Below are 19,230 nucleotides of genomic sequence, written 5' to 3' on the forward strand. Positions count from 1 at the left end.
AACGCTTTTATTATAGTTTGGCACTATTTTACTCTTTCCCCTTATGAAATGCAACGTAAACATTCACGAGCTTGCTATAGATGGTTGAAGAACAATAATACATTTTTATAAAATCGTCGCAAGTGCAGATGGTATTTCCTGTAGATTATCTATCACAATATGCGCCTTTTGTAATTCGGATTCTTGAGCAAAATCAAAGCGTACAGCGATTGAAAATAGCTGATTATCTCGTGCTGCTTGGATATCTGATGAACGATCCCCGACAACAGCGCCAGCTTGAATGGAATTTTCTTCGATTACACTTCTTACTAAATCAGATTTATGACCACTTGGAATAGACTGAATACTGTATGTTCCTTCTATAAAACGGTTCAGCTTATATGTTTCAACGATTGCTTGCAAGTACTCTTTTTGTCCGTTGCTCGCTATGTATAAATGATAGTCGTTTGCTAAAGTAGCGAGTGTTTGTTCTGCATTTGGATACAATGCGCCTTTGCCGTTTCGTATTAGCTCGATAAGCTTTTCATGAAATAAAACATTACTAGCTTCACGCACCTCTAATGTGTGCATAGGGCATAATGTTTCCCATACAACAGGCAATGTAACCCCCATAATTTCACGATATTGAGCAATGGGTGTTTCCCCCTGCCATAATCCCTTTGTACGTAGCACATCGAATGTCGCAGAAAGAGCCGGCTCCAAAATAAGATTTGTTTGAAATAATGTGCCATCCATATCAAAAATAATTGCTTTTTTCATATTACCACTCCTTTTTTAATCATTAAAAAACTCCATATGCGGTTTTTCTTTTTTATAGTAAGCTAAGCGATCCTGCAAAGTACCTGTATGGAATTCAAATTTATGACCATCAGGATCGGTGAAATAGATAGATTGTTTATCTAGCTCATCTCTTAGCCTACCCTCTAAAATATTGACTTTATAATGTACAAGCTTTTCATAGATAGTATCGAAATCTTTTGCATCAATAGAGAAAGCAATATGTGTATAGGATTGGTGAATGTCGTTACGTGGAATATCCGCTTCCTCATTTAACGCAAACCAAAGCCCATTTACATCAAAATAGGCAGTGCTTCTCCCTTTCACTAAAAGCTTGGCATCAAAAACATTTTGGTAAAACGCTATAGATTGCGCTAAATTTGAAACAGAAAATAAAAAATGATTAATAGTTTGTATAGTCATACTACATCTCCTCGAACAATTAGATAGCAACTCCGCAGTCATTGCGAAGTTGCTCCTTAACGTTTCTCGACTATTTCTTTCCCTTCTTTAACCCTTTCGCAATTTGCTTCCATTTGCGTTGCTCATTCAGTTTTGCTTGCACATTCGTTTTCCGCTCTATAAAAGCAAGTTCTTTTTGCAATTTAAAATAGCTTTGTAAGCGTGATGGTTCAAGCGTTCCATCTAAAATGGCTTGCTGTACAGCGCAATGCGGCTCTTTATGGTGGGTACAATCCCTGTAACGACATGTAGTCGCAAATTCTTCAATATCACGGAAACTAGAAGAGAGACTTTCACTTTGATCCCATAATTGCAATTCACGCATCCCTGGCGTATCAATTAAGCAACCGCCACTCGGCAGTACAATTAATTCCCGATGTGTTGTTGTATGGCGACCTTTAGCATCATCTTCTCGTATAGCTGAAACTTTCATCAGCTCTTCTCCATTTAAAGCATTCATTAAAGTAGATTTCCCCGCACCCGATGAACCGAGCAGTGCACCCGTCACCCCTTCCGTAAAGAGCATCTGAATAGCTTCTATCCCTTCACCTGAACGTGCACTAGTTACAAAAATATCTACTCCAAATGCGACATGCTCAACCTCACGTACCATGCTCGGTATATCCTCACATAAATCGGCCTTTGTTAGGACAACTACCGGCTTAGCCCCTGAATCCCAAGCGGCTACTAAATAGCGCTCTAAACGGCGAATATTAAAATCGGCATTTAAGCTCATGACAAGAAGAACGATATCAACATTTGACGCGACTATTTGTTCTTTTATTTCTAATCCTGCCACCTTGCGAGAAAAAACGGACTTGCGATTAAATAATTTATGAATAATCGCCTTTTCTTCTCCTGCCATCTTCTCCACTAGTACCCAATCCCCAACTGCTGGATAGTCTTCTCTAGCGAGTGATGTATACGCAAAATGCCCAGCGATGGTCGCTAACCATTCTCCTTCTTCAGCTAATACACGGTATGAATGTTTATGCTCCAAAGCAACCCTTGCAGGTACGCAATTTGCTAACTTTGTTTCCTCTTTAAAAGCAGTGAATTGCTCTTGAAAATATGTTGAAAAACCTAAAGTTGTTAAATTCAATTGTTAGTCCTCCTAAATGTGTCTATCCATTACGCCTCTTAATGCGTTACAAACATAAAAAAACTTTGCAACTGCATTTCGGCAGTTACAAAGTTTCACAGGCACGTTTAAGGGAATATACAAATATAGCCATTGCCACATAGTAGTATTTCACGCTACAAAGCAAGGTCAAATTGTATATTTTAGGCGTGTGAAATTGAACAAACCGAAATGCAGTTCGTTAAAAACGGCTCTATTCATCATGTCACATCACCTACTTCCAATTTAGATGTTTCCAATATATCTAATTTTTTCAAAATTGTCAAATCGTTCTATCGAAGCATGTATGCCCTTCCTATCTGCATATAATGTACAAGACCCCAATTTACGAAGGAGATGTTGAATTGTCAAAAATTATTTCGATCAGTACATATCAACCACCTTACACATTGCAACAAGCGAATGCAGAGGCGTTAACAAAGGAACTATTTTACGAAAAAATCCCCAAATTAGAGCGTTATTTAAAAGTATTCGATAGTGGTGGCATCCATACTCGCCATTTCTGTGTACCAGCCGAATGGCACCGCAATGAGCATACTTTTGAAGAGCGAAACAATCTGTATATAGCGTTAGCAACGCAATATAGTGTTGAGGTCATTCAAGCTTGTTTACAAAATGAATCATTTTTAGAAGCACCGATTTCTCCTAACGAAATAGATGCCATTATTTTCGTAAGTAGTACGGGCATCTCTACACCAAGCATCGATGCCAGAATTATGAATCAACTACCTTTTTCGGATCAGTTAAAGCGTATTCCTCTATGGGGGTTAGGTTGTGCTGGTGGAGCAGCTGGCATAAGTCGTGCCTATGATTATTGCAAAGCACATCCTCAAGCAAAGGTGCTTGTTGTATGTGTTGAACTTTGTAGCTTAACCTTTCAACAAAACGATTTTTCAAAAAGTAATTTAATCGGTGCATCCTTATTCGCAGATGGTGCAGCTTGCATACTCGTTTGCGGAGACGATGCAACAATACAGACGAAGAAAGCAGTTCCTTCGATTGTTACAACTGACTCGAAGTGGATGCCCGATTCGGAAAATGTGATGGGCTGGAATATAAAAAATAACGGGCTTCATGTCGTTTTCCAGAAAAGTATTCCAGCGATTATTACGAATTGGCTAGGCCCTTTCATTGAACAATTTTTAGTTGAACAACATCTTTTCAGCGAACAGCTCGATCATTTTATTGCACATCCTGGGGGTAAAAAGGTGTTAAAAGCCTATGAGGATGCGCTATATCTTTCTGAACAAAAAACCGACATTTCTCGGGAAATATTACGCAAGCACGGTAATATGTCCTCGCCTACCGTATTATATGTACTCGAACAATTTATGTTAAACGAAGGACATGTAGATGATATTGGGTTGCTTGTCGCCCTTGGTCCTGGCTTCTGTGCGGAAGTTGTATTACTTAAATGGAGGGAGTAGTATGCTATTTTACTTTATTTTAATTCTTGTAATTCTACAAAGATTAACAGAGGTTTTCATAGCCAAACGCCATGAAAAATGGATGCTTGCAAAAGGTGCCTATGAAGTAGGTGAATCACATTATTCCTATATGGTTGCCATGCATGTATGCTTTTTTCTATTTTTGATTATTGAAGTTGTTACAAATAATATTGGTCCATCGCCCTTATTTCCGTTATTTTTCTTATTATTTCTCTTAGTGCAAGCTTTACGTATTTGGTGTATCCGATCATTAGGGCCTTTTTGGAATACGAAAATTTTGATTTTACCAGGTGCAGAAGTTGTCAGGAAGGGACCCTATACATTTATGCGTCACCCTAATTATGCCGTTGTTAGTTTAGAAATTCTGCTGCTGCCTATTATGTTTCAAGCTTATTTTACAGCATTTTGTTTTACGCTCTTAAACATTACAATGCTGTCTGTACGAATTCCAATAGAGGAAAAAGCATTGCGAGATGCGACGAACTATAATCATGTATTTAAAAAGGATCTACCACAAAAGTAATGTGGTAGATCCAGCTTGTCTCCTACAGTAATCTATATTCCATGCATTATTACTAAATCCAGCGAGCCCGAACACTGCGCTTTTCAAAGGCAAGCGCCGAATCTCATTAATTGCGTTACGGGTTGCTCGCTTTTTTGCGGGCGTGGCTTAAGCCTCATGCTTTTCCGCAGGAGTCGAACAACCCCTTCACTTTGATTAAACGTTATAGTTCGTTAACTCCTATCATTAAAAGTAAGCTGAACAGGCAACCCACTATTTAGCCTCTTTAACTCCACTCCCAATTAAAAGGGTCCTCTAGCTGTTCCCAAGGCTCGGCAAACTCATTCGTTGTCAAAAGGCATGCATCGAGCTCTTTTGTAATTTCTTCTTGATCTAAGTCTATCCCTATAATGACTAACTGTGTCATACGGTCACCGAACTCTTCATCCCAATCGTCCAATACCTCTGGGCTTTGTAAAAAGACATCCTGTTGCTGTGCTGTAGGTAAAGCTGCTACCCAATAAGAAACAGGTTCAATTTTCGCAGACGAACCTGCTTGTGACAGCAATAATGCCACATCTTGATGCCTCGCACTCCAAATAATACCCTTGGCACGGACAATTGATGCTGGCATGTTATCACACCACTCTACAAAGCGCATTGGATGGAAAGGGATTTTACGCTTATAAGTGAATGAAGTAATACCGTACTCTTCTGTCTCTGGTGTATGATTTTCATGACCGAGTTCTAACTCTTTTAACCAACCTGCCGATTCTGATACTCTCTCAAAATCGAATCTTCCTGTATTTAAAATTTCAATTGGCTCTATTACCCCATTAATAGTACGAATAAGCTTTGCCTCAGGTTGTAGTGCTCGCAAAATACGTTCTAGTCTTTCAAGCTCCTCTTCTGTTACGAGATCACACTTGTTCAGCACTAAAACATCACAAAATTCAATCTGGTCAATTAATAAATCTGCTACATCGCGTTCATCTAATTCACCAACTGCTTCCTTACGCTCCAATAGACTTTCACCTGACTGAAAATCATGCCAAAAACGATTAGCATCGACTACAGTTACCATTGTATCGAGTTTGCAGAACTTCGTTAAATCAATGCCAAGCTCCTCGTCTAAATAACTAAAGGTTTGTGCAACTGGTATTGGTTCACTAATACCTGTCGACTCAATTAAAATATAATCAATAGTCCCTAGCTTTGCGAGACGCTCTACTTCTTGTAGTAAATCCTCACGTAGTGTGCAACAAATACAGCCATTCGAAAGCTCTACGAATTTTTCCTCTGTTCGAGAAATACCGCTCCCATTTGCAATCAACTCTGCATCAATATTAATTTCACTCATATCGTTGACAATAACAGCTACACGCATGTTTTTTTCATTTTGTAACACATGATTCATTATCGTCGTTTTACCCGAACCTAAATAACCACTTAATACAGTCACTGGAATTTTATTTGTCATTTTACAACCTCCATCAATATAAATCGTAATCATTACTATTTATAGTTTGTAATTTAATCATAAAAAATATAAAAATGCAATGCATAACTTTTTGTAACGCAAAACATTGACAATGGAATGTAAACATTATATTATCTAAAGCGTAATAATTACGATTTAAAAGGAGTCGATAAGATGCGTGTTCAAGTTACTTTAGCCTGCACTGAAACAGGAGATAAAAATTACATTACAACGAAAAACAAACGAAATAATCCTGAAAGACTGGAGTTAAAGAAATATTCACCCCGTTTGAAGCGTGTTACATTACACCGAGAAACAAAATAATAACAGCGCTTAATTTTGCGTAACATTTATAGAAAAAAATAGCTTAAGGCTGTGCCATGATGTTTGTACGCAGGCACACGATAAGCCGCAACTCGCTGGTTCACGTTAGTTGCGGCTTCCATTTGAGCATTTTGAGCAGCACTTCTATGTCCTCCATAATCAACTATTAGTGAGCCCTATCTTTTTTGATTTTACATAGGAGGATTCATCCATCCTTATTCCACATATAAACCACTTAAATGATGCCAGCACCTATTTTACATCGATTGATTGGCATTGATTTCTATAACAAGTTGGTTTAATTGTTGCTCTAAGTCATCCAGTATACGTACTTTCTTGTCTAGTTGCTCTTCAAAATCAATTGATTGAGCTATTATTTTCTCAATCTTAGCGTTTAACTCTGATAGTTGCATTGTACTTACAGTGGCTTTTTCATTCGATACGGCTTCAGCACTTGTGTTTCTATTTTTTATTTCCATTAACTCTATGGACAATTTATGGATTTCATCGTTTCTCTCTGCTAGTTCTTTAACTAAATAATCATAGACATTATTTGTGTCATCTTGCTGTAAAGTATCCATTATCGAATTCACTTTTGCATTGAGTTCTTTCGTAAATGTACTTAACTGTATTTCAAGATTCTCTATAGCACGCTTATCATCTACTGCTATATCCTGATGGGCCTGCTTACTTGTATACTGTAACTGTTTATTTTCTGTACGTAAGCGCTCTATTTCTTTTAATAGTAGTTCTATCGAGGCAATATGTTTTTGTCGTTGAATCTCTCTTTTTTGTCTATCTTCTTCATAGGCCTTTGACTCCTTTTCAAACGTTCTCTTCAATTTCATACGATCCATTGAAAGTTCTTTATTTTGCCTTGTCAGTCGGACATTTTCTCGCTCAAGTCTTAGTACGAGTGAATAATAATCGCTATCTCTAAGTCGATTTATTTCATTTTTATATTTCGCAAGCTCTGCTCTTAAAAAAATAATCATTTGCTGTAGCTGTATAGGATCGTTATTTTTAACGCTTTGATTATCCACGTTAGTACCTCCTATCACGATAACTTTTTCAAAAGATTCATTATTTCCTCAAACTGTACTTTCGTTTCCTCAATCAATTCATCTAGCTGTTTTACAATACTCAATTCAAATTGCCCACCGCCATTCTCTGCTGGTACTCCCTTGTTTCCGGATAGCAAGGAGGCAAGCAATAGTTGCAATGTGCTTTTTTCTAGAAAAGCAAAACTATTATCTTCCTCCTTTTTAAAGTCTGAGACATTTATAAGCTGATCCTTCATATATTGACGCACGATTTGCTCAAAACCTACCTCTAGTTTTTGTTCCTCTAATTCACTCATCTTGCCCCTCCTTTACACTGCCGATTCCATTAAGATTAATAGGATTTAGCACTAAGACTCCTTCTTGTAGCTCATCACAATATGTAAATCCCGTGATTGTACCAGCATAGGATAAATTATGGGACCATTTAATTTGGAAATTAGTAAATGAAATCGTCTCATTTGGCTCAATTGTTGTTTTCCCTAATGGTTTAAGCCAAAATTCTGTATTGTTAGAGGTATCATGTATTCGTTCCCAGCTACCAGAGACTTTTAAATTTTGATTAAAATGCTCATAAACATATCTTCCTGAGAACAAAAAAGGGGAATCTTCAGGTAGCTTTATACAAATATACGGGTTTGTTAGTGGTTGATTACCGATATTGCGAATATGATAAGAGCCGAGACATAGGCTTTCTTGGTCAGCATCATATGAAATATTTAGTGACGTTGTAAAATAACTAACGATACTTACTTCCTTTCTTGGGTCGAGCTCTTCCACCAGTCTTTTCATTTCATCGACATAGAATGCTGTTTGTTCTTTCAGCTTCTTTATTTTTTCTTGCACAGACTCTTTATGAATACTCATAATTATGGCCCCCTCGCCTATATAATAAGTAACCAAAATAAAAAAGAGAGGATAATCCTCTCTTTATGTTATGACAACTTCTTATGTGTTAGCACCATTACCCCATCGTTGGGAAAATAACGGAACATTGCTTTGGACGAACTGCAGTTGGACATGAGAATGGTAAATCCGCTCTTGGTTCGCAGAAATTTGCTAAAAACTCTACAGTAACTGGGAATGTAGACTGAATACTTTGACATACTGCTACTGTAATTGTTAACGCAGAAAATGTAATTGTTCCAGTACCAGCAGTAAGCGTACCTGTTGTGCACACGAAGCAATCTAAATCTGTATAAAGAATTTCAACATCTGTCCCTTTAGGTGCACATAGTGTAACTTGCTCACAACGCGATACAGGAATCTCACGACTTGTGAACATTGTTCCATTTGGTAAAGTAACAATAATCGTCAGAACAAAGTTCTTTTGAATATTTAAGTGTTGCAAACAAACTGTTGATCCATCAATTGAGAATTGACGGTTCTCACGACTTAAAATCACGATTGGGTTTGTTGCAGCTGGCGTTACTTTACATGTAACAGTTGCACCTTGTAAATTTGTTTGCGGTGTTACACCTGGGAAATAAATTTCGCCTGTTGGGGAAATATCAAATGATAATTCCTTTACGATCCAGTCATATACCTTATCGACATTTATACAAATTAGTTCGCGCGCCTGGGATGGCATATTATCTTGCATCCTTTTGACACCTCCATAAGTTTTTTATCTTTCGTTTGTATCATATGTTTTTTAGCGTTAAGTGCATGGGCTAACAAATAATTTACAGGATATTTATTCAAGAGATGTGTTGTCATGTAGTGAATAGAGTACTTTGCTTTCTTCACGGCTGATTACATGGTTTTGTAACAGAAAGTAAAGTTTTTTAATAAAATACTAATGGACTGAAAGGGGTGAAATGCAATGGAAGATTCGAAGTTGTACTCCACTCAAGACATTGAAAAATTGAAAGAAAAAATTGATGCCTATAGAGAAACGTTAACTACTTTAAAAGCGGGTACTTCAATTGAAGATTATTTATTCGTGAAGAATGAGTTTGAGGAGCTGAAAACGCAAATCGCCCATATAGAGGGCTTAACTGAAACAATTGATGATAAACAAAGCTTACAAATTAAAGAATACGAGGAACAAGTAAAGCAGCTTTCAATTCAAATACAATCCCTTAATCAAACAATAGAAGAAATGAATCAGGAAATTTTAGCCGTATTAAATAAAATAATAACGGTTGATAACCATGTAGTACCCACGCCAACAGATAATCATTTTACGAATGTTGATGAAAGCTCATTAAAAAATATTGCCAACCCTACAAAAAAGCTTTTAGAAGAAATTGCTCAAACAGCTGTACAACCATCATTACCTACAACCGAACCAACTTATCAATTTCTTCAAAGTTTGGCTGGCAAAGCAACAAATATAAACACCGGCATACATCTTCCACCTAATCCTAATCCTAATCCCGATAAGAAACATGAAGAACGTCATTTCAACCAGCATTATTTTCAATCAATTAATACCCATCCAAGTCATATTTATAACGGTTTATATAGAAACACTACCGCAGAATCGACGTTTCACTTTAAAAATGCAGCAGATACACAGGGGGTCCCTGTAAGCATCTTAGAAACAAATAGTTTAACAGCGCCAATAGCTAACGACTTGGTGCTAACAGAATCTTCTTCATTAGTTCAGGCAACGTTAGATACTCCAACCGTGCCTACTACTGAAGCTGAAACATTCGACAACCATGATTTAGTTATAGAAGAACATACGCCGCTTATAGCAAAGAATGAAGAAGCTAGCAACCAACTAGAAATTGTTGAAAAGGTAATGGTAGAAGAAGCAATAGAAGAAGTCATAGAAGTAGACCAGAAAAAAGAAAAAAATTCTTTATTTTTCAATCTATTTCGTAGACGTAATTAGTTTGAACGCCTCGGAGGAAAAACCATTCAATACCATGAAAATAGCCATTACAATTCCTATATGAAACGGTCCAATAAGTATTCACAATACCTATTGGACTTTTTCATGTCCACATTCCCCTCATTTACATTGATGATTGCGTATTTTTAGCTGTGACATTTATCAAATAGACGATAGACTTTCATGTTACACCATATAACCTTTCTTTAGTTTTTAATGAAGATAAAAATAGCTTTATGTATGTAGTTAATAGCCCTTTTACTCTATTCCTCTATGAATAGAATAATGAAGAAAGGAGGTGTAAATATGTTCTTAAATGATCCTATGTCTAATAGCGGATGTGGTTGCTCATCTAGAGGCAGTATGGAATGTAATGCATTAGGTCCATTTTTAGCGGTTGATGCTGCATGTATCACACCATCACAACCAGCTACAGGCGGTTCCATTATTCCATTCTCTTCTGGGATTACATCTGTTGTGTTAACTTCTTTAGCTACTGGGCTAATCGCTACACCATCTCTTATCGGATTCGGTACTGCAGTTCCTGGTGTAACGCTTGTAGGTAATACACTTGACTTATCAGGCGTTGTAACAGAGGCATTTACAGTACCACGTGCAGGTAGTATTACAGGTTTATCTGCATCATTCTCTGCTACAGTTGCCATTGCTCTAGTGGGCTCTACTACAGTTACTGCGACAATCTATCGTGCACCTGCTGGAAGTACGACTTATACTGCTACAGATGCTACAGTTAACTTAGCTCCAGCATTTACAGGAGCAATAGCACTAGGTGCTACAGCGTTTGGTTCAGGCAGTTTTGCACCTGTAGCAGTTTCTGCTGGTGACAAACTAGTAATGGTGTACTCCATTACTACAACTGGTGTAGCTGTTGCTCAAGTACTTACTGGTACTGCAAGTGCAGGTATTACAATTGTATAATTTGACACATGTTTAGTAGCATGCATTAACAAATAAATTAAGAGGCGACTTTCTCTCAAACGTGAGAAAAAGTCGCCTATTTTTATCTATTTTGCAAGTGCATTGTGTATATGAGCAAGATGATGCTTCCCATGCCAAGCGTACATAGCGAGTGCTTTTTCAAGCGTCATGAACCCGTTGTCTGGATGGTGAAATGCACTTTGTAATTGTTCATCGGTTAAACTTGTCAGCAAATAGACCCACCGTTCGTGTAAACTTTCTAGCAACTTGTAGGAAGTCGCAACTGGCATATCTGAATCAGGGAGCATTGCCCAATGTTCTTCATTATAGGGCTTAATTGTCGGTGTATCTTCAGTTAAAGCTAACTTAAAGCGAATAAAACTATTCATATGACTATCCGCTAGATGATGGACTAATTGTGTGACTGTCCAACCGTTCTCTCGATAGGATTTTGCTAATGATTGTTCACTTGCTCCACTTAATGCTTCCGCTAATTGCCTCGGCAATAAACGGATATCATCAATCCATTTCTGTACATGCTGTGCGGTCACTACTTCCGGAAATCGAAATTGTCCAATTGGATATCGTAAATCGTTCATTTAGCTCGCCCCCGTTTCTATTTCTAAATTCATTATACTACCAATGTAAAAGTTTCATTTCATTTTCATTTTAATTTTTATCGGCGATTACACTTTTTTATCAACGATTCCCCCAAATTCCACTAACGATAGTAATGGATGTGTAATCGCTACACCGAACTCCTCTTCAAATTGTTGCGCAGCCTCCACCATCGAAAGCTGGGCAACAGCAATTTGCAACTCATCACTCATTATTTCCCGGAAATATTGGATAATAGCATTGTTATACGCTGCCTTATTTCCTTGCATAATCAGATCAAATGTATTGTCTATTACCTTCACCTGTACATTGATGGTCTTCTTATGGAGCTTCGCATATTGGTAAAGTCTCTCCATCGTTCCATCTACCGTTGCAGGGTTTGTAAAAAGGATTGTTTGGGGTTGCGTCTCTTCACAAATCGTTTGAAAGAAAGGTTCATCTATTTTTATAATCGGTATAGACAATGACAGCTGTTGTTCCTTTAACAATGCAATGTAATTTGTACATGTAATCAAAATGACATCGACATTACAGCTTGCTATCCACTCCAATTGTTCTTTTACCTTTAAGGACAAATGATCAGTACCCTTTGTCACATGCTGAATGAGTCCCGGGTCAACAAAGTGCACTAGCTCTATCTCTTGAAAACCATTAAATGCTTGCTCTATGTAGTCTATATTTGAATGATGTGCATGCAAACAGCCTATTCTTTTTTTCAAATACATGCCCCCCTATAGTGTCTTCTCCATTGTTACAACAGGAAGCGAAATACCATTAAGATTTTCTGCCATCGTTTCTTTCGTAATAACATATCCCAATGAACGATATAATTCAATATTACGTGGTACACTCATACGGACTTTACATTCGCTTACACTTTTGCCTTGAGCACGTGCATAATTTTCTACTTCAGCTATCAATGTCTTGGCCAATCCTAGCCCTTGCTTTTCTGGAATCACCGATAATCGGAAGAAATAAATACCCTCATCATTCAACGTAAATCGGACCATAGCGACAGGTTCATTTTCCATATAACTAATAAATGCTTGCTCGCCATTATTTAGCGCCTGTTCAATTGAATCAACTGTTTCACCTAATGCACTAGATGGCGGTGTTGCATGTTCATATTCTTTAAAAGCTTGCATCATGACCTTATGCACTATGTGTGCATGTTGACTATCTGCTAAAATAACACCCACTTAAATCACACCTTTTTTGATTTTAAATACATATTATTGTATTTTTATCCAAAAGTAAACCGCATTACCTAAGATAATGCGGTTGCAAAATTAATTTTTATACACATAACGTATTGCTCTACTCATGACAGTAGGGACCACAGACGCATGATTTTCGCTCAATGCCTCATAAAAAACTATGTCCATTACTTGCTCCAGCTGTTCAGCCATTTGTCGCGCGTCTTCTACCATAAACGTTTCTAGTTCTCCCACGCCGATAAAGATTGTTTCCTTCACATGTTGGTGTGCTTCGATAAAAGCCTTTACTCTACCAAACAATTCATGTTCATTCCACCAGATTGAAGGGCTAATAGCGATATAATGTTGGAAACGATCTTTATCATTTAATAATTGCCATAGTGCAAAATAACCTGCTAACGAATGTCCAAATATGGTTTGTTGCTGTTTATTTACATGGAATTGTGCATACAGTTGCGGCTTTAATTCCTCCTGTAAAAAGCGGCTAAAGTTTTCTGCCCCTCCATGCTGATGATAGCCTTTGCCTTTAAATCTCGCAGGATAACTATACGTTTCGGCAGGTGCTGTAAAGTCGTAGAAACGGCGTTCATGCATATCAGCACGATGGCCAATACCGACAACAATGGCAGGTAATACCCCTGTTTTGAGCGCATTACGACTTTGTAGGCGTACGGCTTCCTTTACGTACTGGAAATATGACGAGCCATCTAATACATATATAACAGGAAATCCTTCTTTCGGAGCTTCCCCTTGAGGTACATAAACATTTATCGAGTACGTATAGTCTGCAAACATCGAAGTCATTTCATAGCAAAAAAAGTCAGATACATTGCCTACTTGTCCAACAGTCATTTGTCTCCCTCCTTTAACACATCATAGCCATAGCATACAGGGGTGTTTGTTGCAGGATCTTCCATAATTCTCGCGGAAATATTAAACACTTTGCGCATCACATCCGCGCATAAAATTTCCTGTGGAGTACCCGTTTCCACTACAGCACCTTGACGCATGGCGATTAAATGGTCTGAATATCGCGCTGCATGGTTAATATCATGTAAAACCATCACAATCGTACAGCCATGTTGTTCATTTAAATCTTTTACGATATCAAGCACTTCTAGCTGATGTGCCATATCCAAATAAGTCGTGGGTTCGTCTAGCAACAAAATACTCGTTTCTTGCGCCAAGGCCATTGCTAACCAAACACGCTGTCGCTGCCCTCCTGAAAGTTGTGCTAATTCCCGACTGCGATACTCCAATGTATTTGTAACTGTTAAGGCCCACTCAATCATTTTTTCATCCTTCTTCGTTAAACGATTGACATTATGACGATGTGGATAACGACCGTATGCAATTAGCTCCTCTACCTTTAACTGTCCTGGTGCAATCGGTGTCTGGGATAATATCGCTAACTTTTTCGCAATTTCTTTGGTCGATAAATTTTGCATATTTTGCTCCTGCAAATAAACGGTTCCCTGTTGCTTTTTTAAAATGCGTCCAATTGTTTTCAATAAAGTTGATTTGCCACAACCATTTGGTCCTATAATCGTTGTCACTTTGCCCTCTTCTATCGTTAAATTCAACCCTTCGAATACACGAACATGCTCATAACCAGAAGATAAATTTTCCATTCTGAATGCAATTTGCACACGATTTCCCCCTAAGCTTTTGACTTTACTAACAAATACAAAAAGTAAGGTATGCCAATAATGGATACAACAATACCTACAGCCAACTCTGAAGGTGCAAACACCGTTTTACCAATAAAGTCTGCTATCACTAATAAACAAGCCCCTATAAGAGCACTTACCGGCATAACATAACGATGTTGAATACCGACAAGTTGTTTGGCAATATGTGGCGCCATTAGCCCAATAAAGCCAATACTCCCCGAAACGGATACACAGGCACTCACTAAGCCAACACTCGCCAATAATAACTTCATTTTTTCCTTTTCCAACGCTATGCCTAAGCTCGTAATACTGTCTTCTTCCAATTGAAAATAATCGAGTAAATACGATTTCCGATAGACATAAAAACCTAGCAATAGGAGCCAAGGCAACATAGAGATGACAAAAATCCAATTGGCATTGTAGATAGAACCAGCCATCCAAACGGCAGCCGACTCATAATCTTGTGCATTCATTTTCAAAGATAGAAACAGCGATAACGCGCCAAAACCACTATTAATAGCAATCCCTGTTAAAATCAATCGTTGCATATCTAAATGACCATTTTTCATCGCAAAGGAGAAAATTAAAGCCGCGGCCATCGTACCACCAACAAAACCAAAAATCGGCATCATTAAAATGGATAACCAGCTACTGATATCCGCTGTGACCACACGGAACTGAAAGAAAAACATAAAAATAACAACCGCTGCACCCGCTCCAGCATTAATGCCTAAAATTCCAGGGTCTGCTAAGCCATTGCGTGTAATGCCCTGTAACACGACTCCCGCCATTCCTAGCCCTACCCCTACAAGTGCCGCGATGACTATTCGTGGGAGACGAAATTCAAAAATAACAAGATCAAATTTCGGGTTGGGTTCAATTCGCAAGAGTGTTTTTAGAACATCCATTACAGACATATCAAAAACACCATTTGTTATATGGAGATAGCTTGCCCCTAACATTACTAAAAGAAGTATAGTGACGACCGTAATTACTACACGGGAAGCTCTATTATGCATGCTTTTCACCTCCGTGCTTACGAACTAAATATAAGAAGAATGGGACACCGACCAGTGCAGTTAATACACCAATGGGCGTTTCAAATGGGTAATTGACATAACGACTAAGCACATCGCAAAGTGCTAAGAAAAATGCACCTATTACCGCTGCACACGGAATAATAAAACGGTAATCCACGCCAACAAGAAAGCGTGTAATATGTGGGATAACTAGCCCTACGAAAGCGATTTTTCCTACAAGGGCAACCGCAGTTCCTGTTAAACATACGACGGCAAGCATACTGACCATTTTTACTGCTTTTGTTTTTTGTCCGAGACCTATAGCAATATCATCACCTAATGCGGTAATTGTAATGGCCCTTGCTGAAAATAACGCCAACATTAGACCAATTAAGCCAAAAGGAACGGATAGTATGAGCATACTATTGTCGACTGTATGTACTTTTGTGTTATACCAAGCGCTAACCGTTTGTGATACTTGGAAATACATCGCAACGGCTGTCGCGATACTACTTAAAAATGTCCCAATAACCGTCCCTATAATAGCTAATCGAACGGGCGACAGCCCATTTCGAATAAGGGAACCGAAGCCGAAAACGATGCCAGCACCTAATGCTGAGCCGAGCATAGATAGCAATATCATTTGATAGTTTGGGAGTCCAGGAAAGAATACAATAGCTAATGTAATGACAAAGGCTGAACCATCATTAACACCCATTAAGGATGGCGATGCTAAATAGTTTCGAGTGATACCTTGCATAACTGCACCCGCTACTGCTAAAAATGCACCTACTAGCAATACGGCACAAATTCTAGGAATACGGCTAGTCCTTATAATTTGGTGGTCAATATTTGCAGGGTCAAATACTGTGATGGCTTGCCACACAGTTAAGACACTAATATCTTTGGTCCCGTACATAACAGCAATTAAAGCCACAATCGCAATGAGGAAAGGTGAAGCTACCAATATAGAGAACGATACTATGTTTGTTTTTTTCAATTGCTACACCTTTTTCTATTTATTCTTTATCTTATAAAAGGCTGGTAATAGCACGGTGATTCCACCAATTCTACTACCAGCCTATTTCATCTATTTAAGTAATTTCTCCATTGCAGCGTCTAGGAATTTCACTTTAGACCAAGCAGTACCACCTTGAGCTAGAGGCTCGATCGCATTAACAAAAATTTGTTCATTTTTAGTTGCCTTTAAGCTTGCAAAGATTGGGTTTTTTTGCAATTCTTCTAATGCTTTCGGAGCGTCTGTATTTTCAGATTCCTCAAATTGCAGGAAAATTGCATCTGGGTTGATGTCCGCTAACGTTTCAAGTGACAGTTCCGCTTGTGCCTTCGTCGTTGATAAAACATTTGGAACTGGTGCTCCTAAGTCTTCATAAAGCACAGGATTTAAGTAAACACCCGCAGGATAGATATACATAACGCCACCACGCAAACGAACAATTAACACCTGTTTGTCTGCCAGTTGCTCTTTAGATTTCACTTGAGCATCGGCAACCTTCCCTTCATAGTCTGCAATGATTTTTTTAGCATCCTCTTCTTTCCCAGTAAGCTGTGCGAGCAATGTTAAGTTTTCCTTCCAATTTGTTGAAATATGCGAGTAAGGAATCATTGTTTGAATTTTATTGAGCTTTTCAGCCGTTTCTTCAGGGAATTTGGACGTTCCGATAATTACGTCGGGATCCAGCGCTAAAATTGCCTCCGCATTTGGCTCCATTTTATTGCCTACTAGTTGGGCTCCTTCTAATTCTTTTGTAAGATAAGATGGAATTTTGCCACCAATCTCGAGTACACCCACTGGTTTAATACCGAGCATTACAGCATCTTCCATAGATTCTAAACTTGCCGCTACAATGTTTTTTACCTTTGCTGGTAGTTCATATGTTTCGCCTAAATATGTAATGTTTTGTGTTGTTGCTTGTTCTGTTTGTGTTTCTATGGAACTTGTAGCCGCTTCATTTTTTACTGCTGTAGACTCTGCCGATTTATCGGTATTACAGGCAGCAAGGGACAGTACTAAAAGTGCAGGTGCACACATTTTGATATATTTATTCACATTAAATCTCTCCTCATCATGGTCATCTAACAATGATAATGATAATCATTTTCATTAATAAGTCAATAGCTATCCTCCAATTAATTGATAGTCATTATCATTTACGTGTTCTATCCTACCAAAGAGAAAAATAGTTGTGAATGGACAATTTCATTTTCTATATGGACTTTTGCCGAAAATATATATCAAAAAGCCTGCACTAAAAGAGAAAAAGTGTTAGATTGACTGCAATCAATCTAACACTTCTGTTGTCCGCGGGTGTACTGGCGATTCACGGGCTTTTATTGGCGATTCAGAAACATTTATTGGCGATTTTCCCCGTCTGCTTTATACATATTTGGCTTCTTCCATCATTAATTTTCGAAAGGCTGTTGGAGACATGCCCGTGGTTTTTTTAAATACCCGGCTAAAATAAAAGCTATCAACATAGCCTACACATTCAGCAATTTCAGCCACTGTAAAATTGCAATATCTTAGCAAGTCTTTTGCCCGTCGTATACGGTATTCTGTTAAATAGCTACTGGGATTCATGCCCGTATGTTGTTCAAATAGATAAGCTAATCTTCGACGCTCGACACCGAATGCTTGCGCAATATTCGATACCGATAGTGGTCTCGCATAGTACTCGTGTATGTATTGAACGACTTGCTCCATCATTTCATTTGCCGAATCAAGAATCTTCATCTTTGCTGAAATTAATATAGCTTCCACTAAATTCATAAATATTGCCTTGGATTTCAAAATCGCCATACTACCTGGCATGGCATAGCTTTCTTTTAACTGTTGTACAAGATTAATAATATTTGAATAATCTCCAGTATGAATGGCGAAATGCTGATTGGCTAATGAGAAAGGCACCATGTCTTTTGATGGTATATAATGAACCACTGCGTACTCCCATATCTTATCGCCAGTCGCTTGAATTTCAATGGGCATTTGTGGTCCTGCATGGACAACCATTCCAGGCACCATCGCATAAGGTGTCCCATTAAAACTAAAAGACGCACTTCCAGCCAATGGGAATACTAAACCACATTTCCCAGGCGCAGTAGTACGTCCTGTATCCTTTCGTCCTGGCTCCATTGTATTTGTAAAAATATCAATAAAATTGACAGTTGCTTGTGCATAATAATCAATGATTTGATTTATATTTATGTCCATTGCTTTTCACCTATGTTTAGCACACTTTGTACTTGTAAAAAATGATGCTGATCATGTTCTACCAATCCAGTAAAATAACTGTAAAGTGTAAGTTCAGAGCAACCAATCTTAAAACTTTGTTGCCACTGTTGATCCGGTAAATCGTGAAGCGCTTGTAACAGTAAACGCCGACACTTCAGTAATGTCTGCACTATTTGCGCTTTGCTTTGTAAGCGGCTACTACTTGCTGCTTGAGCATTCATCTGTTCTACATTTGGTCCTTTTGGTAGCTGATTTTTTGAAAATAAAAAGGGCAAACGTTCGTTTAATATAAATTGATCCCACGGAATGAGATGCCCAATAACCTCCGCTACTGTCCACTTCCCTTGCTGGATTGGCATGCGCCACTGTTGCTCCGTAACATCTAACAGGTGCTCTAACCACAATATAGATTTTTCATAATGCATAAGTATTTGCTTTTTTTCTTGATGCAATCTCTTTTCGCCCCTTTAG

General features: G+C 38.2%; 23 protein-coding genes and 1 other annotated feature (1 of these 24 cut by a window edge). Of the genes, 5 read left to right on the plus strand and 18 right to left on the minus strand.

Translation table 11 applies throughout. From position 1 onward, the window contains the following. Nucleotides 1–11 (minus strand) — a binding site (T-box leader); it reaches 250 nt to the left of the window's first position. Between the two features lie 94 nt (nucleotides 12–105). The 3 genes from MKY08_RS20655 to rsgA all read right to left on the minus strand — a co-directional run bounded on the left by MKY08_RS20655 (nucleotide 106) and on the right by rsgA (nucleotide 2,341). After that, nucleotides 106–759: an HAD hydrolase-like protein gene (locus MKY08_RS20655; RefSeq protein ID WP_069508083.1), complete on the minus strand. Its 654-nt coding sequence runs from the start codon at nucleotides 757–759 to the stop codon at nucleotides 106–108. 15 nt (nucleotides 760–774) lie between these two features. Further along, the gene (fosB, locus tag MKY08_RS20660; RefSeq protein WP_069508085.1) at nucleotides 775–1,200 is read right to left on the minus strand and encodes a metallothiol transferase FosB; all 426 of its coding nucleotides are present in this window, start codon (nucleotides 1,198–1,200) and stop codon (nucleotides 775–777) included. Between the two features lie 70 nt (nucleotides 1,201–1,270). Continuing rightward, a complete protein-coding gene (gene rsgA, locus MKY08_RS20665) occupies nucleotides 1,271–2,341 on the minus strand; it encodes a ribosome small subunit-dependent GTPase A (RefSeq protein ID WP_069508087.1) in 1,071 nt (356 codons plus the stop codon). A gap of 383 nt (nucleotides 2,342–2,724) precedes the next feature. Between rsgA and MKY08_RS20670 the strand changes: the two genes are divergently transcribed. Together MKY08_RS20670 and MKY08_RS20675 are read left to right on the plus strand one after the other, a co-directional pair. Further along, on the plus strand, nucleotides 2,725–3,807 hold the full coding sequence (locus MKY08_RS20670; protein ID WP_069508089.1) for a 3-oxoacyl-[acyl-carrier-protein] synthase III C-terminal domain-containing protein: 1,083 nt from the start codon (nucleotides 2,725–2,727) through the stop codon (nucleotides 3,805–3,807). Between the two features lies 1 nt (nucleotide 3,808). Next, nucleotides 3,809–4,351, plus strand: a complete 543-nt coding sequence (locus MKY08_RS20675; protein ID WP_069508091.1) for an isoprenylcysteine carboxylmethyltransferase family protein — start codon at nucleotides 3,809–3,811, stop codon at nucleotides 4,349–4,351. A 265-nt stretch (nucleotides 4,352–4,616) separates the two neighbouring features. Here the strand turns inward: MKY08_RS20675 and MKY08_RS20680 are convergent, their stop codons facing one another. Then, on the minus strand, nucleotides 4,617–5,810 hold the full coding sequence (locus MKY08_RS20680) for a GTP-binding protein (protein ID WP_069508093.1): 1,194 nt from the start codon (nucleotides 5,808–5,810) through the stop codon (nucleotides 4,617–4,619). Between the two features lie 174 nt (nucleotides 5,811–5,984). Between MKY08_RS20680 and rpmG the strand changes: the two genes are divergently transcribed. Beyond that, complete coding sequence (gene rpmG, locus MKY08_RS20685) at nucleotides 5,985–6,134, plus strand: 50S ribosomal protein L33 (RefSeq protein WP_004231780.1); 150 nt, start codon at nucleotides 5,985–5,987, stop codon at nucleotides 6,132–6,134. 257 nt (nucleotides 6,135–6,391) lie between these two features. Here the strand turns inward: rpmG and MKY08_RS20690 are convergent, their stop codons facing one another. The 4 genes from MKY08_RS20690 to MKY08_RS20705 all read right to left on the minus strand — a co-directional run bounded on the left by MKY08_RS20690 (nucleotide 6,392) and on the right by MKY08_RS20705 (nucleotide 8,798). Then, nucleotides 6,392–7,177: a hypothetical protein gene (locus MKY08_RS20690; protein WP_069508095.1), complete on the minus strand. Its 786-nt coding sequence runs from the start codon at nucleotides 7,175–7,177 to the stop codon at nucleotides 6,392–6,394. A 14-nt stretch (nucleotides 7,178–7,191) separates the two neighbouring features. After that, nucleotides 7,192–7,494: a hypothetical protein gene (locus MKY08_RS20695; protein WP_069508097.1), complete on the minus strand. Its 303-nt coding sequence runs from the start codon at nucleotides 7,492–7,494 to the stop codon at nucleotides 7,192–7,194. Continuing rightward, entirely contained in the window at nucleotides 7,487–8,062 is a 576-nt protein-coding gene (locus MKY08_RS20700) for a hypothetical protein (RefSeq protein WP_069508099.1), read from the minus strand. The genes MKY08_RS20695 and MKY08_RS20700 overlap by 8 nt, the downstream gene beginning before the upstream one ends. A 97-nt stretch (nucleotides 8,063–8,159) precedes the next feature. Next, complete coding sequence (locus tag MKY08_RS20705; RefSeq protein WP_069508101.1) at nucleotides 8,160–8,798, minus strand: hypothetical protein; 639 nt, start codon at nucleotides 8,796–8,798, stop codon at nucleotides 8,160–8,162. Nucleotides 8,799–9,020: 222 nt separating this feature from the next. Here MKY08_RS20705 and MKY08_RS20710 point away from each other — a divergent pair, with 222 nt between their 5' ends. Together MKY08_RS20710 and MKY08_RS20715 are read left to right on the plus strand one after the other, a co-directional pair. Further along, entirely contained in the window at nucleotides 9,021–10,040 is a 1,020-nt protein-coding gene (locus tag MKY08_RS20710; RefSeq protein WP_069508103.1) for a hypothetical protein, read from the plus strand. Nucleotides 10,041–10,346: 306 nt separating this feature from the next. Then, nucleotides 10,347–10,979 (plus strand): exosporium glycoprotein BclB-related protein, encoded by a 633-nt coding sequence (locus tag MKY08_RS20715; RefSeq protein ID WP_069508105.1) that lies wholly within the window; start codon nucleotides 10,347–10,349, stop codon nucleotides 10,977–10,979. Nucleotides 10,980–11,065: 86 nt separating this feature from the next. Here MKY08_RS20715 and MKY08_RS20720 read toward each other — a convergent pair whose 3' ends face one another. The 10 genes from MKY08_RS20720 to MKY08_RS20765 all read right to left on the minus strand — a co-directional run bounded on the left by MKY08_RS20720 (nucleotide 11,066) and on the right by MKY08_RS20765 (nucleotide 19,211). Further along, the gene (locus MKY08_RS20720) at nucleotides 11,066–11,578 is read right to left on the minus strand and encodes a YfiT family bacillithiol transferase (protein ID WP_069508109.1); all 513 of its coding nucleotides are present in this window, start codon (nucleotides 11,576–11,578) and stop codon (nucleotides 11,066–11,068) included. Between the two features lie 87 nt (nucleotides 11,579–11,665). Continuing rightward, nucleotides 11,666–12,322, minus strand: coding sequence for a hypothetical protein (locus MKY08_RS20725; protein WP_069508111.1), 657 nt, complete (start codon nucleotides 12,320–12,322; stop codon nucleotides 11,666–11,668). 6 nt (nucleotides 12,323–12,328) lie between these two features. Then, nucleotides 12,329–12,796 carry a GNAT family N-acetyltransferase gene (locus MKY08_RS20730; protein ID WP_256093093.1) on the minus strand — a complete coding sequence of 156 codons (468 nt, stop codon included), beginning with the start codon at nucleotides 12,794–12,796 and terminating at the stop codon, nucleotides 12,329–12,331. 90 nt (nucleotides 12,797–12,886) lie between these two features. Continuing rightward, on the minus strand, nucleotides 12,887–13,666 hold the full coding sequence (locus tag MKY08_RS20735; protein WP_069508113.1) for an alpha/beta hydrolase-fold protein: 780 nt from the start codon (nucleotides 13,664–13,666) through the stop codon (nucleotides 12,887–12,889). Beyond that, the gene (locus MKY08_RS20740) at nucleotides 13,663–14,445 is read right to left on the minus strand and encodes an ABC transporter ATP-binding protein (RefSeq protein WP_069508287.1); all 783 of its coding nucleotides are present in this window, start codon (nucleotides 14,443–14,445) and stop codon (nucleotides 13,663–13,665) included. Before MKY08_RS20740 ends, MKY08_RS20735 begins: the two co-directional genes overlap by 4 nt. A gap of 29 nt (nucleotides 14,446–14,474) precedes the next feature. Continuing rightward, on the minus strand, nucleotides 14,475–15,506 hold the full coding sequence (locus tag MKY08_RS20745) for an iron ABC transporter permease (RefSeq protein ID WP_069508115.1): 1,032 nt from the start codon (nucleotides 15,504–15,506) through the stop codon (nucleotides 14,475–14,477). Continuing rightward, on the minus strand, nucleotides 15,499–16,506 hold the full coding sequence (locus tag MKY08_RS20750) for an iron ABC transporter permease (RefSeq protein ID WP_069508117.1): 1,008 nt from the start codon (nucleotides 16,504–16,506) through the stop codon (nucleotides 15,499–15,501). Before MKY08_RS20750 ends, MKY08_RS20745 begins: the two co-directional genes overlap by 8 nt. A 90-nt stretch (nucleotides 16,507–16,596) precedes the next feature. Continuing rightward, nucleotides 16,597–17,577, minus strand: coding sequence for an ABC transporter substrate-binding protein (locus tag MKY08_RS20755; RefSeq protein ID WP_069508119.1), 981 nt, complete (start codon nucleotides 17,575–17,577; stop codon nucleotides 16,597–16,599). 327 nt (nucleotides 17,578–17,904) lie between these two features. Continuing rightward, nucleotides 17,905–18,738, minus strand: a complete 834-nt coding sequence (locus MKY08_RS20760) for an AraC family transcriptional regulator (protein WP_256093094.1) — start codon at nucleotides 18,736–18,738, stop codon at nucleotides 17,905–17,907. Continuing rightward, a complete protein-coding gene (locus tag MKY08_RS20765; RefSeq protein WP_069508121.1) occupies nucleotides 18,729–19,211 on the minus strand; it encodes a DinB family protein in 483 nt (160 codons plus the stop codon). Before MKY08_RS20765 ends, MKY08_RS20760 begins: the two co-directional genes overlap by 10 nt. Nucleotides 19,212–19,230: the final 19 nt, after the last annotated feature.

The organism is Lysinibacillus sp. FSL M8-0337, assembly GCF_038593855.1.
GTDB classification, from domain to species: Bacteria; Bacillota; Bacilli; order Bacillales_A; family Planococcaceae; genus Lysinibacillus; species Lysinibacillus sphaericus_D.